12 protein-coding genes are annotated in these 16,111 nt (G+C 62.7%); 2 read left to right on the top strand and 10 right to left on the bottom strand.

What is annotated here, in order from left to right:
- Nucleotides 1-163 precede the first annotated feature (163 nt).
- The 4 genes from C7S18_RS20935 to C7S18_RS20920 form a co-directional block, all read right to left on the bottom strand.
- Nucleotides 164-3,304: an FG-GAP-like repeat-containing protein gene (locus C7S18_RS20935; protein WP_170113402.1), complete on the bottom strand. Its 3,141-nt coding sequence runs from the start codon at nucleotides 3,302-3,304 to the stop codon at nucleotides 164-166.
- Nucleotides 3,305-3,439: 135 nt separating this feature from the next.
- Entirely contained in the window at nucleotides 3,440-4,117 is a 678-nt protein-coding gene (locus C7S18_RS20930) for a response regulator transcription factor (protein WP_106893400.1), read from the bottom strand.
- Between the two features lie 124 nt (nucleotides 4,118-4,241).
- Nucleotides 4,242-7,520, bottom strand: coding sequence for a beta strand repeat-containing protein (locus tag C7S18_RS20925; RefSeq protein ID WP_106893399.1), 3,279 nt, complete (start codon nucleotides 7,518-7,520; stop codon nucleotides 4,242-4,244).
- 117 nt (nucleotides 7,521-7,637) lie between these two features.
- The gene (locus tag C7S18_RS20920) at nucleotides 7,638-9,581 is read right to left on the bottom strand and encodes a sensor histidine kinase (protein ID WP_106893398.1); all 1,944 of its coding nucleotides are present in this window, start codon (nucleotides 9,579-9,581) and stop codon (nucleotides 7,638-7,640) included.
- 153 nt (nucleotides 9,582-9,734) lie between these two features.
- On the opposite strand from C7S18_RS20920, the gene C7S18_RS24610 reads away from it, so the two are divergent.
- Together C7S18_RS24610 and C7S18_RS20910 are read left to right on the top strand one after the other, a co-directional pair.
- Nucleotides 9,735-10,319 carry a hypothetical protein gene (locus tag C7S18_RS24610; protein WP_170113401.1) on the top strand — a complete coding sequence of 195 codons (585 nt, stop codon included), beginning with the start codon at nucleotides 9,735-9,737 and terminating at the stop codon, nucleotides 10,317-10,319.
- Nucleotides 10,316-10,915 carry a FlhC family transcriptional regulator gene (locus tag C7S18_RS20910; protein WP_170113400.1) on the top strand — a complete coding sequence of 200 codons (600 nt, stop codon included), beginning with the start codon at nucleotides 10,316-10,318 and terminating at the stop codon, nucleotides 10,913-10,915. The genes C7S18_RS24610 and C7S18_RS20910 overlap by 4 nt, the downstream gene beginning before the upstream one ends.
- A 9-nt stretch (nucleotides 10,916-10,924) precedes the next feature.
- Here the strand turns inward: C7S18_RS20910 and C7S18_RS20905 are convergent, their stop codons facing one another.
- From C7S18_RS20905 to C7S18_RS20880, 6 genes are all read right to left on the bottom strand, one after another.
- Complete coding sequence (locus C7S18_RS20905) at nucleotides 10,925-12,262, bottom strand: leucyl aminopeptidase family protein (RefSeq protein WP_106893395.1); 1,338 nt, start codon at nucleotides 12,260-12,262, stop codon at nucleotides 10,925-10,927.
- Nucleotides 12,259-12,969: an HAD family hydrolase gene (locus C7S18_RS20900; RefSeq protein WP_106893394.1), complete on the bottom strand. Its 711-nt coding sequence runs from the start codon at nucleotides 12,967-12,969 to the stop codon at nucleotides 12,259-12,261. Before C7S18_RS20900 ends, C7S18_RS20905 begins: the two co-directional genes overlap by 4 nt.
- Entirely contained in the window at nucleotides 12,966-14,102 is a 1,137-nt protein-coding gene (locus C7S18_RS20895; RefSeq protein ID WP_106893393.1) for an L-dopachrome tautomerase-related protein, read from the bottom strand. The genes C7S18_RS20900 and C7S18_RS20895 overlap by 4 nt, the downstream gene beginning before the upstream one ends.
- 93 nt (nucleotides 14,103-14,195) lie before the next feature.
- On the bottom strand, nucleotides 14,196-14,912 hold the full coding sequence (locus C7S18_RS20890) for a helix-turn-helix transcriptional regulator (RefSeq protein WP_106893392.1): 717 nt from the start codon (nucleotides 14,910-14,912) through the stop codon (nucleotides 14,196-14,198).
- Nucleotides 14,913-14,918: 6 nt separating this feature from the next.
- The gene (locus C7S18_RS20885; protein WP_106893391.1) at nucleotides 14,919-15,239 is read right to left on the bottom strand and encodes a helix-hairpin-helix domain-containing protein; all 321 of its coding nucleotides are present in this window, start codon (nucleotides 15,237-15,239) and stop codon (nucleotides 14,919-14,921) included.
- Nucleotides 15,217-15,945: a glutathione S-transferase family protein gene (locus C7S18_RS20880; RefSeq protein ID WP_106893390.1), complete on the bottom strand. Its 729-nt coding sequence runs from the start codon at nucleotides 15,943-15,945 to the stop codon at nucleotides 15,217-15,219. Before C7S18_RS20880 ends, C7S18_RS20885 begins: the two co-directional genes overlap by 23 nt.
- Nucleotides 15,946-16,111: the final 166 nt, after the last annotated feature.

The following is a 16,111-nucleotide window of genomic DNA, read 5'->3' as shown; positions in this document are numbered from 1 at the left end:
GTGCCGGACTCAGTGCGGGTCTGAAAGTCCAGGATGGACTTATTCAGACCGTCCCTAAGTGTCCGATCACCGGCGTTCGGCCCGGTTTTAGGTGGCACAAAGCAATTAAAGGGGCGGCTTTCGGGCCGCCTCTTTTTTTCTGCCCAACTGGCCGCCGGCTTACTCATTCAAAGCCATCGCTCAGCAGTACATTGTTGGTCGTGCGTAGGTCGCTGAGCTCAGCGCTCGCGCGCATCCGTCGCCATGGCCCAACGTTCGCGATGTGCTCGGGCAGCATGATGCCCGCCTGCTGACTCGTGATCGCAGCAAATTGCAGGCGCGCCGCCCAGCGATATGTCGTGGCTTGCAAAAGCGGCGGAAAGCTTGCCACCGCAACCATCGACGGATCTTCCCGCGGCAACTCGAACCAGTCGCTATAGGTTGTTTGGCAATTCAAGTCATCGAATGGCTGCATATTTGGACAAATTCGTGCCTCAAGCCGCGCACGTTCGCTCCCGCGAGTGCCCTGACCAGTCATGGCAATGGCAACGCGGTTGTCGGCACTGGTGCCAGTGTTGAAGTCGAGCGGCACCGAGACACTCCGAAACTGTTGCGCTCGCGTGGTGCGCCCAGGGCCGTTGGCCGAAATAATGTGTACGCTGCCGGCAGAGGCGGCGCCACCGGTCGCACCTGGCGCGCCAACAGCTATGTCGGCAAATCCATCGCCGTCGAAATCACCCATGGCGAGGGCGCTCCCGAGCCGAAGGTGATCGGCCGGAATGCTGATCTCTGTGCCCGAATCGGCATCCAGATCGGGGCTGCCGAGTTGCCAGCGCAACGCGCCGTTGGCTGTGCGACCCCCTGTACTCGCAGCGGGTTGGCCGATCACGACATCGGCATAGCCATCGCCATCGATATCCCCACCGCCAATGATAGCCCGACCAAACTCGCTCGCTGGGAGCGTGGTCAGGAACTGCTGGGCGGGCTGATTCGACAGGCCGAGCCCGAACCCGCCACGGTACAACCCGACGAAACCCTCCTGGCCGCTGGCCTGTGTGGGGCCTGGGCAGCCAACCACCAGATCCGAATAGCCATCGCCATCAAAGTCGCCGGCGCCGGCAAGTCCCTCGCTGCATCGTCCGCCTGACTGACCGACGTCGATAATTTGGTCGACTTGCATGTCGAGAGATTCGGCACCAAACAAAATGCGGACGCGTCCGTCATCGCTCGCACCCTCTTTAGACCCCACCGCGAGATCATTAAAGCCATCGCCATTGACGTCGCCCGAAGCCGCAAGACTTCGGCCGAGTTTCATCTCGACAGCACTGCCTCGAAGCTCTTGCGGCATGGCTGATAATCCAGCCGGGTCGCCTCGGTAGAAGTACGCGATCCCTGCATCGGCGGTGCCGTTGACATCGGCAAGCGGCGCGCCAACTACAAGCTCCGGGTATCCATCACCAGTCATATCGCCAGCGTTCGCAAGGGTGTCGCCGAACTGTGCGCCGATCTGCGGGCCGCTCAGCACTCGGTCGACCGTCGTATCCAACGCAGATGCCGATCCGAGATAGAGGTGTACCTCCCCGCCATTCGTAGTTTGCGTTGGCGCACCGATCGCCAGATCACCGTAGCCATCGCGGTTGAAATCGCCGATCACCAAGGCGCGCCCAAACTGTGCGTGGGCGACCGCGCCAATCAAGCTCAGATCAGGATCGGGATCAAGTCCGTTTAGCGTGCCGTAGTAGATTTCGACGCGCCCCGTATCCACGGCGCTCTGGTCGTACAGAGGCTGCCCTACGACGAGGTCAGACAATCCGTCGCCGTTCAGATCACCGGTGGCCATGGCATAGCCTTGCTGAGCGCCCGGCTGCAGGCCAGGCAGGCTGGCGTCAATTGCGGTCGCCAGCCGCCGATTGGACCGCACCAGGTAAGCAGCACCCTGACCCGTTGCATTGGGCGCGTTCTCGTTCGGTGCGCCGATGAGCAATTCGGGAAATCCGTCTGCGTTGTAGTCGGCGAAGGCAAGGGCAGTGCCCAGGCGACCGGCGTTGGTCGTGGTATAGCTGCCGCGAACGTCGAACATGTCGACTCCAAGTCCGCTACTGCCCCCCGTAATGATTCGCGCTTTGCCAAAGCCAGCGATCCCAAAGTCAGTGGCTGCCGGCACGCCCAACCCAAGGTCGGCATAGCCATCGCCGTTGGTATCGGCGAGATCAAGACTGCTGCCAACGAGTTCGCCCGCAACATCGAACTGCAGGATCTGATCCCGAACACTGTCTGGGCTCATGCCGCCAAAGTAGACGAACGCCGCTCCCTCGTCAGACTGGACGTCATCAAACCGAGGGGCCCCGAGCACCACATCGGAATAGCCATCGCCATTGACGTCACCACCCGCGGCAATCGCGACACCGAGTGCCGCACCGGCTTGGTCGCTTTCAAATGTGAGGTCGACGATGGTGTCGATCGTACCGGTCACGCCAAGGTAGAGGAGTCCGGCGCCTTCGCCAGTCTGGCCTAGGCTGGCACTCGGCACGCCAACCACAAAATCGGCGAAGCCATCGCCGTTGAAGTCTCCGGCACTCGCCACGCTGGTGCCAAACCGGCTACCCGCTGCGGTAGGCGCCATCGCGGCATCGGCCGTGTTGTCAAAACTGGTGCCGGCACCGCCGAGAAAGATCTGCGCCTGTCCTGAGTCGACGCGACCTGTATCGTCGTACAGCGGCGCACCGACGAGCAAATCCGCGTAGCCATCGCCGTTCAGATCACCCGCGGCGGCAACTGCGTATCCGAATTGGCCGCCCGCCTGGACACCCAGCAGCGTGCCCGCCAATGCCGGGATTCCATTCGGCTGCCCAAAATAGACGCGCACGCGACCGGCGTCGTTGGCGCCGGACAGATCGAACATCGGAGCACCTACTGCAAAGTCGGCATAACCATCGCCATTCAGATCACCAACACCGGCGACGGCGCTCGCGAAGGCCTCTCCAGTTTGTGTGCCAAAGAGCCGGGTGTGCGCTGTGCGCCCCGTGACCCAGCGCTCGGCGGTGCCAAGGAACACCGATAGGCCGCCCGCCCCTGGCAGAATGCCGCCGAAATCATCATTGGGCGCGGAGGTCGCAAAGTCGGTATAGCCATCACCGTTGAGGTCGCCGAGTGCGGCCACTGCAGCACCGTTGCGGGCCTGCTCGACGCCCTGCGGGTTGATGCGAACATCGGTATATCCGTTTGCATAGTACGCCTGCGATGGCGTGCTAGTGATCAGTCCGACCAGCGTGGATGTGACCAGAAGCAACGTGTTTCCAGCACGGCATCGATTTTGACGACTCATGGCGAGATCCCGACGCATCAATGAATGCGTTACCTAGGGCAAAGTCTGCACGATGAGCCAGCCACTGCGAATCACAGAGCCCAGATCACATGCGACCCGTACCATCGACCACGATCGATGCGTGGGTCGCCCGGCTCAGGAATCGAGTCGAATGATGCCGTCGCGAACCGCGTGAAAAATCGCCTCGGAGCGCGAGGTTGCCGCGAGCTTTGGATACAGGTTCTTGACGTGATGGGAGAGCGTATTGACGCTCATGCCAAGCCCTTCGGCCGCTTCCCGATACGAAATGCCACGCGCGAGCGCCTCCAGGACATCGCGCTCACGAGCAGTCAACTGCATGATGTGGGCCGAGTCCGGTGCCGGCCGTTGGGCCGCTGCCGGCTGCGCCCGCTCCTGCCGGCGCAGGCGCTTGAACAGAAAACCAGCGACCGCTGGCGAGATCGGGCATTCGTTGCGCGCGGCGCTATCCAAGGCGTCGACCAGAACGCGCGCATCGGCAGTTTTCAACAGGTAGCCATCGACGCCCGCTTCGATCGCCTCGATGACGTTAGCCTCGTCATCGAAAATCGTAAAGGCGAGAACGAGTGCGGCGGGCATCAGCGCCCGAATCGACGGCAGCAGCACCGAACCGCGTCCATCAGGCAAGCCGAGATCGAGCAGTAACAAATCGAAGGGTTGACTCAGCATCAAACGCGCCGTTTGTAGATTCGGTGCGGTCCAGGCGAGGCGATACGAATCGCTGTCGGCCATCAGGTCCGCAATTCGATGCCGAACCTCGGAGTCATCGTCAATGATCGCAACGCGTTGCTTCATGCTCAGTTCCTGGCATTGATGGGTCGCACATCAGGAGAGGGTCTGAACAAGTCCATCCTGGATAATCAGACCCGCATCGACTCCGCACGTGTTCAGAGTCCTCAAATTGGCGCATTTGGCGAGCCTACTCGAAACCATCCTTGAGCAGGACATCGACAATGGTCCGAAGATCGCTTTGCCCGCCACTCGCGCGCATCCGCCGCCAAGGGCTCACGCGAGCAGGGCTCGTTGGCGCAACGATCCCAGGTGCGGTGATAGTCATCGGCGCATATTGGAGGCGGGCGCGCCAGCTGTAGGTGGTGCCGGGCGTCAAGGTTTGCACCGCTGCGACGCTCAGGGTCGAAAGGCTGCCGTTCCCCAAGTCGTCCCAGGTGCCGCTCGTGGCACTGAAACAGCCGACGCTTCCGAACGGCCGGCCATTCGGACACCACTGTACTTCGAGCCGAACTCGCTCGCGACCACGCACGGCCTGACCATCGAGGGCGATGAATGCTCCAATCGGCGAATCAGTACTGCCATTGAAGTCGAGCGCGTTGGTCGGATTCCGGAATTGCTGCGCACTGGCATTTCGACCGGTGCCAAGGGGATGCACCACATGAAAGCCGCCGATCGCCGATGCGCCACCCGCCGTACCGGGTGCTCCCATGATGATGTCGGCAAAGCCATCGCCATCGACATCTCCGGTCGCCAGCGAACTGCCGACGCGGACGTCATTCGTCGCCACCGTGACCTGCGGGCCCGCGGTCGCGCTGACCGTCGCCGCACCGCGTTGCCAACGTACGCCGCCGTTGTTGCTGTTCGCACCTGACGACGCGAACGGCTGGCCGATCAGCAGATCGGCAAAACCATCACCATCCAGATCGGTGCCGCCGGCCAGCGCACGGCCCAATTCCCCGCTGCTCAGCGTGGGCAGGAACGACACGTTCGGAGCCGTGCCAAACCCGGTCGGCGACCCCAGGTACAGGGCCACCAGCCCCTCGTTTGTCGTGGTCTGAGAAGCACCAGGACAACCGACGGCGAGATCAGAAAACCCATCGCCGTTCATGTCGCCCGCGGTACTGAGACCCTCGCTGCAGCGGGCGCCAGAGAGCCCAACGTTGAGGGTCTGATCGCTGATCGTGTCGAAGTTGGCACTACCGAACAGGACCCGCACCTGACCCGTGTCGCTGGTACCCAGTTTTGCGCCCACCGCCATGTCGTTGAAGCCGTCGCCATTGCTGTCGCCGATTGCGGCCAGGCTACGCCCGATCCGCAACTCCGTGACGGCGCCTTGCAGTTCCAATGGCGTCACGGCAATCACCGATGGGCCACCAAGGTAGAAGTAGGCAACCCCGGCATTGCTGGCGCCGCCGATGTCGGCCAATGGCGCGCCGATCGCGAGTTCCGGGTAACCATCGCTGTTCAGGTCACCGGCGTTTGCCACCACGTCGCCGTATTGCGCGCCGGTCTGCGCGATGCTGAGGACCCGGTCGACCGCGGTGTTCAAGGTCCCGGCGTTGCCGTAGTAGAGATGCACCTCGCCGCCATTGCTGGCTTGTATGGGTGCCCCGACGGCGAGATCGCCGTAGCCATCGCGATTGAAATCGCCGATCGCGAGCGCCCGCCCGAACTGCACGTTGGCTGCATTGCCGGTCAGGGACACGTCGGGCGTGGCGTCAAATCCGCCCAGCGTCCCATAGTAGATTTCGACCCGGCCGGCATTCGCATTCGCGGTGTCGAAGTTTGGTTGCCCCACGGCCAAATCCGATAATCCATCGCCGTTCAAGTCGCCGCTGGCAACCGCAAAGCCTTGCTGGGCACCGGCCTGGGTGCCGGCGATGTTTGCATCGATTGTGGTGGACAGACGCCGGTCCGTGCGCACCAGATAGGCAAACCCCTGGCCTGGGCGACCGGTGGCATTTTCATCGGGCGCGCCAACAAAGAGTTCAGCAAAGCCATCGGCGTTGTAGTCGGCAAACGCAACGGCCGCGCCGTAGTGACCAGCGTTGGTGGTGCTACTCAGACCGCGCGTTTCAAAGGTATCGGCACCGAGTCCGGTGCTGCTGCCCGTTGCCACGCGCACTTTGCCGAACTCGCCAATCCCATAATCAGTTGCCAGCGGCGCGCCGATTGCCAGATCGGCATAGCCATCACCATTGGTGTCACCCAAGTCCAAGCTGGCGCCGCTGAGCTCACCGGCCACGTTGAACTGCAGAATCTGGTCAACGGTGTTGTTTGGGGTCGTGCCGCCGAAGTAGACGAACGCAGCGCCTTCGTTGCTTTGGCCGTCGTCATAGAGCGGCACGCCGAGAACGATGTCCGACAACCCATCGCCGTTCACATCCCCACCCGCAGCGACCGCAACACCCATGCCGGCACCAATCTGGTCACTTTCGAAGGCCAGATCAGCCAGCACGTCAACGCCGCCGACTATGCCCAGATACAAGAGCCCCGCACCTTCACCGGTCTGCCCGACTGAGGCATTGGGCACCCCCACCACAAAATCGGCCAGACCATCGCCGTTGAAGTCGCCGGCACTTGCAAGGCTGGCGCCAAAGCGGCTCCCTGCAGCCGTCGGTGCCAGGCTGACATCGGGCGCAGTATCGAAGTTGGTCCCCGTACCACCAAAGAAGATCTGCGCTTGGCCGGAGTCGACGCGGTTGTTGTCGTCGTAATACGGCACACCAATCATGAGATCAGCGTATCCGTCACCATTTAGGTCACCAGCACCTGCTACCGCAAAGCCAAACTGGCTGCCCGCCTGGGTGCCGCGAATCTCAGCCACCAGCATCGGATTCGTGGCCAATTGCCCGAAGTACACCCGGACGCGGCCGGCATCGACCGCGCCGGGTGCATCGAACGTCGGCGAGCCGACGACGAAATCACCAATCCCATCGCCGTTCAGATCGCCCACCCCGGCAAGGCTGCTGCCGAATGCCTCGCCGGCGTCAACGCCATAGAGTCGAAAGATCGAGCCGGCCCCTGGATTCGGCGCTGTGCCATTACCCGGAAAAATCGAGATACCGCCTGCACCAGGCGCTGTGCCGCCTAAGTCTTCGCCCGGCACGCCGAGCGCGAAGTCGACGAAGCCATCGCCAGTGATGTCGCCGAGCGAGGCAACCGCTCGGGCATTCTGACCCTGCGTGACAGGGCTTGAGATCATGCGAAGATCGGCCAAGCCATTGGCGTAGTGGGCGTCGGCGACCACGCTGATTGAGAGGCCAAGCAAAGCGAGCGGCAGGCGCCTCTGAGCCCATGCAGCAGCGATCTGGGCGAGGGATGGCTCGCGCCAACTCGGGCGCGCGTGTGTTTGGTGGCGGCTTACGGTATCGGTACAGGTGCCGAACTTGATGCAGGTCTGAACGTCCACGTTGGCCTGAGTCAGGCTTGCATTGGGTGTGCGCAGAAATTGGCAGCGGCTCATGTTCTAGTCTTGGTGCATCAGGGGGATGCAGTCTTCAGTCGCTAGTGTTGAGTCGGCCCGGTTGCGGCGAATCACATAGTGCCGATCACAGATTTATGTGAGGCACGGAGCACTCGGTCAAACGATGGGATCGGTCCCGGTTGCGGCATCGTCCACTCGGGTCGACACCAGCAGACAGACGCGTGTGCCTTGCGCACTCGAATTCCAGTCCAGTCGCGCCCCTAACGCGCGGGCACGATGGCGCATGCTGTCGGTGCCCACACCGGGTTCGGCACCCGCGTCCAAACCGTGGCCGTTGTCTTCGACGATGATTTCGATCTGGCCATCGGACTGGCTGCGTGTGCTGAGCAGGAGGCTGTTGCCGCCCGAATGGCGGATCGCATTCGTCACCGCTTCCTGCAACAGACGCAGCACTTGCAGTGTCCGCCTTGGTCCGAATCGGTCCTGGCTTTGATCGTGGCCATAGTCGACCTGCAAGCGCATGCCTGCCGCCTGGACTTGCGGTCGCAATCGACGTTCAAACGCAAACAACGCGTCGCTGAGGCCATCCTCAGCGGTGTCCAGCGAATCGACAATCAGGCGCAGGTCGGTCAGGCTGTCATCGAGGGCCAATGCGAGTGTGGGGCCGGACAACGTGTCGGCCTGCATGCGAAGGCCGGTGAGCTTGCCGCCAATGCCATCGTGCATGTCGCGGACAATGCGCGCGCGCTCGGCCATGACCGCGGCCTGCTTCTGCATCTGCGTACGTTCGGCATAGCTCGCCTGCAGCTCGGCCTCGCGCACGGCAAGGCGCTCGGCCAGTTGCCGATTGGCGTCGATCACGGTGCGGCGCGCCTCGGTGGCCTCGCGCGCCAGCGCAAAGACCATTGCCAAACCCATCAGCGCGCCGACGATCGGCGACCACGGCAAGGTCAGCGGCAAGCGTGCATCAAACGGCGAATGCAGGTCTGCGATGCTGCCCCACCGGTCCAGCACAAGTGCGCCCAGACAAAGCGCCAGCACGCTGCGCTCCATCAGCGCCCGGCCGCGGTCTCGAACCACGGCGTTGGCCAGCAGAAACATGCCAGCGATGCCAGCCATGCAAACCAGCAGATAACTGGCGTTGACCAGCTTGATGAATCCCCACTGCGGATTGTCGGCGAACCCCATTACCAGACCCAAAGCCAGCAACCACATGCCTTGCAGCACCAGCCATGTGACATGGACGCGGCGGACGAGCGCTGCCGGCACGCGGATCTCGTGCAGCACGTAGCCAAGAATCGCGACTGCGAAAGCGAGATTCAGCGCAGTCCAGATCGCGACGAAGACCTTGAGGTTCATGGGGAACGGCGGGCTGAACGTCAGGAACGCGGTGGACACCGCGCTGGCACCGAGCAGGAGCATCAACGCGCGAATACGCGGGCGATCGTCGTCCGGCCAGTTCACGACCCAGCACAGCAGAAAGGTGAACACCAGAATGCCAACGCCGATCAACGCGAGATCCGTCAGCAGAAAATTGCGCACCCGAAACGTTTGCGCAAGTGCATCGGCTGGGCCGGTCGCAAACTCGGACAAGGCCACCGCGTAGCCGACCGCTTCCTTGTCGATTTCGAGCTGATTCGAGCCCACGCGCAACAAGCGCGGCGGCAAGAGATAGTAAGCCGGCTCGGACGTCAGCAGACCCGCCAATTTCGGTACGGGATCGGCGGCCTGGACGATCTGGCCATTGAGTCGGATCTCACTGACCTGCTCGCGAAGAGCCAGATACAGCGCTTGTGGCGCCCGGGTATCGGCCAGCTCGAAATTGACCAGAAACCGGATCTTGCTGGCACCTTCGGGGACGTCCACCACGTAGCCTTCGAGACTTTGCCGGACGGCCTCACGGATATCGGTTGCCACCGGATCGCCTTCATCGCCGGCCAACCACTGATACTGCACGGCATCACGCGCGTCCATGGCCTCTGGCCGGGCGGCGCGTTCCACCCCATGCACGGCTAACGCCAACACCAGGACCCAGGCCAGAACCAGCAGGATGGTCAGCCAAACTCTTTTGGACGTCCGCAAGGCCGCAATGATGCTCATGATGTTGATGTCGGGCCGGAGTCGGCCTGGAGCCTAGCCCGAACCCAGAAGACACCGCAATGGCAACGCGTCGGCGGGCGCCACCATTGCCTCCGGGAAAACCCATTCGGTACGATCCGGGTTCTTCTCTGCAGGCAACGACAGGGGCAGGCTTTGCTCGGCCAGCGCTGGATCCATGATCTGAACAGTTTGAATCGGCGCGGCTGGACGCTGATGCGGGAGTTTGCGCGTGTCGATATCAAACAGGCCGCGCTGCAATTTGGCGTTTCCAAGCGCCTGATCCACCGCATTGCCCGGTTGCCGCCGCCAGCCATACAAGTGCTCGCGCGGGTCCCAGTCGCGCAGTTTGTGCCGGCCGATCGTGACTTGCTGCTGCGGTTTCTCGAAGATCCAAGCTTTGTGGCGCCGAGCATTGGCAGCCGCGAACTCGCTGCTGAGGAGCGCGAATTCAATCTCCACTACTGGCACACGCTGCGCGCGCAGGCCGACTCGGACTTGGTGCAGGCTTCCGTTCAGTTCAATGTGCATCGGCGACTGTTGCCGCTGATTCGCGACGCGTCGATTGATCAGTTGGAGGATTTGATCCTCAGTCTGCGTCCGGAATTCCGGGTCGTGGATGTGCAGAACATCGAAGTGATCGCGATGCTGATCGAGGCGGAGGCCAGCGAGCAGGAAGTGCAGCATCTGCTGTTTTGTTCGACGACCGCGAATTCGTTTGATCTGGAGCGTTGGTCGTGAGCCTCAGGGAGCGGATCAGCAAGAACGTGACGCGCGCCTCGGCGAAGATCGAGGACTCCGAGCAACTGGCCTTTGCGACCGAATTGGTGCGGCGTGGCTTGCGTGCCAGCGCCGTGGTGACGCTGACGGGCATGCCGCCGCATACGGTCAAGATTCTGACCGATCGCGATGTGGGCGCGCGAAAATCCGGGCGACAGCCAGGTTCGATCGAGCGCCTGCAGGACGACAGTCATCTGCGCTTGCATTGCAGCGTGTTCGTCCATGCCTATCTGAAAGCGCGGGAAGTGGCCGAGCCGTTCTATGACTCCCGTCCCTTCGTGCGTGCGCTGCGCACGCTGGAAGCCCGGTCGCCCGAGCATGGGATCAGTGCCGACTTGTTTTTCTATGCGCTACAGCAGTATCAGGAGGGCGTACTCGCCCTGGAGCGCTGCCTGAGTTGCGGTGCGCACTATCTGCGCATCACGCAGCTCAAGGATGCGAAGCGCAAGCTCGAAGGCGATTGCTTCATCTGCACGTATCGCTTCCGTCAGCCTGGGCGGACGGCATCGCTGACCGGCAAAGAACTGATTGCCCTCGCGCTCAAGCAGCCGGGCTGAGCGCAATGGTCAATAGGCGCGCTGCTTGAGAAGTTGGTAGACGGCGCGCAAGCCCAGCGCCTCGCCACCACGCGGGCGCCCAGGGCGATCACCGTCGTTCCACGCATACGTGTCGAGATGCAGCCAGGGCAGCTGATCCGGCACGAAGCGTTGCAGGTACAACGCCGCGGTGATGCAACCGGCGTGTCGGCTCGGGCCACCGTTTGCAAAGTCGGCCACGCTGGACGCGAGCATGTCTTGATAGGGCGCCCACAGCGGCATTGGCCATAGCGGGTCCTGCACCTGGTGTGAGAGTTTGACCAACGCATCGCGGAGATTGTCGCGGTTACCAAACACCGGCGGCAGGTCCGGGCCCAGTGCGATTCTGGCGGCGCCGGTCAGCGTCGCAAAATCGACAATCAGGTCCGGCGCTTGTTCCGCGGCATAGGTGATTGCGTCGCACAGCACGACCCGACCCTCGGCGTCGGTGTTGTCGATTTCAACGGTCTTGCCGACGCGGGTCTTGATGACATCCCCCGGTCGATACGCATTGCCACTAATCGCATTGTCGACGGCACTGATCAGGAGCTGCATCCGCCACGGCAACTTGCGGCGCATGATCAGTTCGGCAAGCGCCAACGCGTGCGCAGCGCCGCCCATATCCTTCTTCATCCAGCGCATGCCATCGGCCGGCTTGATGTCCAGGCCGCCCGTATCAAAGCACACGCCTTTGCCCAACAGCGCCAGCTTCGGGTGCTTGGGATCGCCCCAGTTCAGTTCGATCAGTCGCGGCGCACGCGGACTGGCGCGACCCACGGCATGAATCGCCGGGAAGTTCTCGGTCAGCAATGCATCACCAACGACCGCGCGAACAGTCGCGCCATGCTCGACCGCCAGCGCCTCGGCATGCGCCTGCAGTTCGGCCGGACCACAATCCTCCGGCGCGGTATTGACCAGGTCGCGCGTTGCGGCCACGGCGCGGGCGAGATCGGCGATTTCCGGATCCACCAAGCCTGCCAACTGCGCGGGATCACGACGCGGTTTTCGATAGCGGGTGAACTGGTAACTGCCGATCAACCAACCCAGCTGTTGCACTGCCGGATCAATTGCCTCGAAGCGCGTATCAAGTTGATACGCGCCCGGCGCCAGCATCAGCGGCGCATGACCCAGCGCGTAGAGGTCGTCCTTGTGCGTGATGCCGGCGAGCACCATCGTCAATTGACCCGAGGCATCAGGCAGATAGCAGAACGTGCACGGCACGGCCCGGAAGCCACTCGCATGCAAGTACTGCTGCTGGGCCGGGCTCAAGCTCGCCAACAAGGCGGGCAGGCTGTTGGCAGTAATCGGAATCAGGGGCGTGGGCGTCATGAAGCGTCCTTGTCTTGTGGCGTGGCCAGGTAATTGCAGAGGTCGGCCAGGCTTTGAATTTCCAAATGGGGTTGGTCAGCGTGTGGCCACGGCTTACCGTCGCGATTCAACCAGACGGCGAACATGCCGGCCTCCAGCGCCCCCAATACGTCGAGCGTTGGATCGTCACCGACATGGGCGATTGCCGCGTGCGGCAAGTCGAGCGACTCCGCTGCGACATCAAAGATTGCCCGATGCGGCTTTGCGTGACCAACTTCCCGCGCGCCGACGCGGGCGCGGAAATAGTGCCCGAGGCCAACGCGGTCGAGATCCGCATTGCCGTTGGTCAAGCTGACCAGCGGAAAGCGCTCGGCGAGCCAATTCAGCGCGGGCACCGCGTCGGGGTAGAACGTGACCTCGTTCCGTGCGTGATAGAACGCGTTGAACGCGCCCTCGACCAGCAGATCGACTTCGGTCTCCAATTCCAGAATATGCCGGAGCGTGATCCGACGCTGCGCGGTGTAGTCGTGCGCCAGCTCGGGATGCCGATCAGCCACTTCATCGCGCAAGGCGCGCAAGCGTTCGATCGGCCATTCGGCCTGCACCCGCGGCGCGTGTTGTCGCAGGTAGGCGTCGAGCGCCGCTTCAGCGCGCTGGATCGTCGGCCAAATTGGCCACAGCGTATCGTCCAAATCCAGACTGACGCCCCGAATCGCTACGGCACTCATTGTCCTGGCACTCCGTCAATGCCCGGCTGAAAGCGGTAGATGAAATACGGCGCCTGACTCGCGATATACGCTTGGCTCCGCAGCATCTGCTCGGGGATCGCACTGTCCGCCAGATACAACCAGCCATCGGGGCCGAAGCTGAGCGCGTCCGCCCAGCGAATGCGCGGCGATTGGATCAGCGTGTCCAAATGCCCGTCGGGGTCGAGGCGGAACACGGCGCCATGTTCGACATCGGTGATGTAGACGTTGCCGAGCAAATCGGTGCTGAGCCCATCATTCAGCGGCTTGGGCCCCATGTCCTGCACGGCTTTGGCCAATGCTGGCGAATCGCCCGCCGCGGCGATCAGATCGAGGCGGCCAATCCGGTACAGATTGGCGTGATTCATCGCGCCGAAGTAGAGCCAGGCGTCATCGCGCGACAACGCGATGCCATCAACGCCAGCCTTGAGCGCCGCCAGCCCGCCAAAGAACGTCATCGTTTTGCTGGGCGTGCGGATCACGTAGTCCTGGGGCTGCACCGACGGATCGTTTTCGAGTAGACGCTTGGCCGATTGGCTGGTGACATCGTAGACGACCAATCCCGGCCGTTTCGCCCAAAACGCCACATCGGCAATGAACACAGTCGTACCCAGGCTGTCGATGGCCAGATCCTGCAGGAATGACCCCTTCGGCGCGATATCAGCCGGAAACCTGAATTCGTGCACCAGCTCACCGCTATCGAGACTCCAAGCCGTCAGACGCGGCGTATCAAAACCATGGTTGCCGTGGTCGATGACCCACAGGCGGTTCTGCCGATCAATCCGCACGCCGAGCGGGGTTTGGAAATGCGCGGCCTGCTGGGCGCTGGCTGGAAACGGGCGAATCTGGCCCTGGTCCGATACGAACAATTTGTCACCGACCGGTCGAGACTCTGGATGCACCGTAAAGAAGACGCGGCCATTGCCATCGACGGCAACGTTGCCGATCGGCTGATCAAATTGGACCGCCACTTCGAGCGCTGATTCGGGCAACAACGGCGGGCCGCTCAGGTCCGGATAGGGCCCGCCACCACCGTAACGTACGCGCACGACCGCGGCCAACAGGGCCAAGGCAATCAGGAGCGATATCAGCAGTCGTTTCAACCAGCGGCGCATGCACGGTTCCAGCAAACCCTCATGGTAGCAAGGGCAACGTGAAAACGCGGGGCGGCGCCGTGGCAGATGATTGCGGGGGCGCTCGGACTGGGCTCAGGTCCCGTTCGGCGGCTCCAGGCAGTCCCGGCCGGAGTCGCTGGCCGCCACGCGGAGGTAGTCGGCAAGCCCCTGGCCAGGCGCATCGACAAAGCGGTCGGCGCGCAGTGCTGCATCCTGAATTCGGTCAAGACGGAAGTTGCGGAAGTCCTCGCGGCGCTCGCACCAGGCGGCCAGAGTCCAGGAATAGCCCCAGAAAAACAGGCCGAGTGGGCGCACGACGCGTTCACTGGCCCGACCCTCGACATCGACGTACCGAAGCGTGAGCTTCTGGCGCTGGTCAATCGCCTGGCGCAGCAAGTCCATGCGGGCACTCAGCGCCGGATCGACGAAGAATCCTGGCGAGAACATGCGGGTGGATTCGAGTTTGACGCGCAGGTCCCCCGGCACGACGGTAGCGATCTTGGCGATCGCCGAACGGGCAGCGGTGGCGAGCCCCGGGCCCGCCCAGGACTCGACCATTCGTGCGCCCAGCACCAGGGCTTCGATTTCGTGCCGGTTGAACATCAACGGGGGCAAATCAAAATCGGCCCGCAACCGGTAGCCAACGCCGGCCTCGCCATCGATCGGCACGCCGGACTTCAGCAAGTCGGCAATGTCCCGATAGATCGTGCGCTCTGATACCTCCAGCCACTCGGCCAGTTGCGCGGCCGTGGTGAGCCTGCGGCCGCGCAGATAGTGGACGATCTCGAACAACCGCTCGGCGCGCCGCATGCTGGCTCAGCCCTGATCTGGCCAGCGCGGAAACTGGCCCGCCTGCTGACGAGCCTTGCGCTCGGGCGTGAATCGCCACCAATTCAGCGCCTCGCCAGTTTGCGCCTGGTGAATCGCTGCCCGAAAGGTGTCCCAGACACACGGGTCGTGGCGGATCTGCGTGCGCTCCTGCAGCTGCCAATACAGCGTATCGGCGTCGGCCCGGGCCAGCTCGGCCACGCTCTGGATGCCGAGCACGGCAAAGTCCTTGAGCATGGCCGCGCCAATATTGCGGAGATCGGCGAGGCGGGTTGGTGGTGGGGTTTCAGGCAGCAGCACGTTGCGCATGGGGCATCAGTTCCGGGTAGAAGCGTGCGCGCATTCGCCAGCGGTAGTCAACCAGGGTCGCGAGTGACTCCGCATGCGTGCGGATCGGGGTTTCGAACAGTTCGCACAGGGCACTCTCCACGAACGCGTAGGCCGTGGCATCCACGCCCGAGGGCTCCTCGCCAAACAAATAGGGCTTGCTGCCCAATATCCCCGCGAGCGCGTCGAGGCTCGCCTTGCCCAGCTGCTCGATCTCGGGCCGCGTATGCCGGCCGAATCCTTGCCCCCAGAGGCGACGCTTGACGTCCTGGCGGATTTTCCGCACCACGAACGACCGCATCAGCGCCGGAACACTCTTGAAGAAATTCACCGGCCCTTTGAAGAAATTGTCGTCGTTCATCCAGCGTGCCTCGACAATTGCCCAGTACAAGTGCTCCTCCAGCATTTTCTCCAAGGCCCACGCCACGCCACGCTGCTCCGCGTTCAAGGCCCAGTCGAACCGAACGCCGTGCTGCGACTCCAGATGCCAGCGAATGAATGTCGAGTCGGGAACCAATTGGCCGTCGTCCTCCAGCACCGGCAGCTTGTGCTTGGGTGCCTTGCGCACGTCACCCACCTTGGTTTGGTACGGCAGTTCGGACATTTTCAACAGCACTTCGGCCTTGGTCACAAAAGGGCTCGGATCAGGCAGACCGAAAGCCGGTCCGAAAGTATGCAGGGTCAGCATGGTTTGTCTCCGCTTGGTGGTGTCCGGCGTGAATCTTGCCGCCATGCTCCTGACAACGTGATGTCAGGAATGGCGTTTCCGGTGGCACAAGCGAGACGATGTTCCTGATTGCAAGTATCCCCTCCCCGGGCCCTCCCCGCGAACGCGGGGGAGGGAGAAATGCTCC

It is taken from the genome of Ahniella affigens, from assembly GCF_003015185.1.
Taxonomy (GTDB): domain Bacteria; phylum Pseudomonadota; class Gammaproteobacteria; order Xanthomonadales; family Ahniellaceae; genus Ahniella; species Ahniella affigens.
This window is presented reverse-complemented; position numbering and strand designations above follow the sequence as displayed.

What these genes read in the sequence shown, in the direction of transcription:
- C7S18_RS20935 (WP_170113402.1), bottom strand. Translation starts at nt 3,304, where the DNA reads ATGAGTCGTCAAAATCGATGCCGTGCTGGAAACACGTTGCTTCTGGTC.
- C7S18_RS20930 (WP_106893400.1), bottom strand. Translation starts at nt 4,117, where the DNA reads ATGAAGCAACGCGTTGCGATCATTGACGATGACTCCGAGGTTCGGCAT.
- C7S18_RS20925 (WP_106893399.1), bottom strand. Translation starts at nt 7,520, where the DNA reads ATGAGCCGCTGCCAATTTCTGCGCACACCCAATGCAAGCCTGACTCAG.
- C7S18_RS20920 (WP_106893398.1), bottom strand. Translation starts at nt 9,581, where the DNA reads ATGAGCATCATTGCGGCCTTGCGGACGTCCAAAAGAGTTTGGCTGACC.
- C7S18_RS20905 (WP_106893395.1), bottom strand. Translation starts at nt 12,262, where the DNA reads ATGACGCCCACGCCCCTGATTCCGATTACTGCCAACAGCCTGCCCGCC.
- C7S18_RS20900 (WP_106893394.1), bottom strand. Translation starts at nt 12,969, where the DNA reads ATGAGTGCCGTAGCGATTCGGGGCGTCAGTCTGGATTTGGACGATACG.
- C7S18_RS20895 (WP_106893393.1), bottom strand. Translation starts at nt 14,102, where the DNA reads ATGCGCCGCTGGTTGAAACGACTGCTGATATCGCTCCTGATTGCCTTG.
- C7S18_RS20890 (WP_106893392.1), bottom strand. Translation starts at nt 14,912, where the DNA reads ATGCGGCGCGCCGAGCGGTTGTTCGAGATCGTCCACTATCTGCGCGGC.
- C7S18_RS20885 (WP_106893391.1), bottom strand. Translation starts at nt 15,239, where the DNA reads ATGCGCAACGTGCTGCTGCCTGAAACCCCACCACCAACCCGCCTCGCC.
- C7S18_RS20880 (WP_106893390.1), bottom strand. Translation starts at nt 15,945, where the DNA reads ATGCTGACCCTGCATACTTTCGGACCGGCTTTCGGTCTGCCTGATCCG.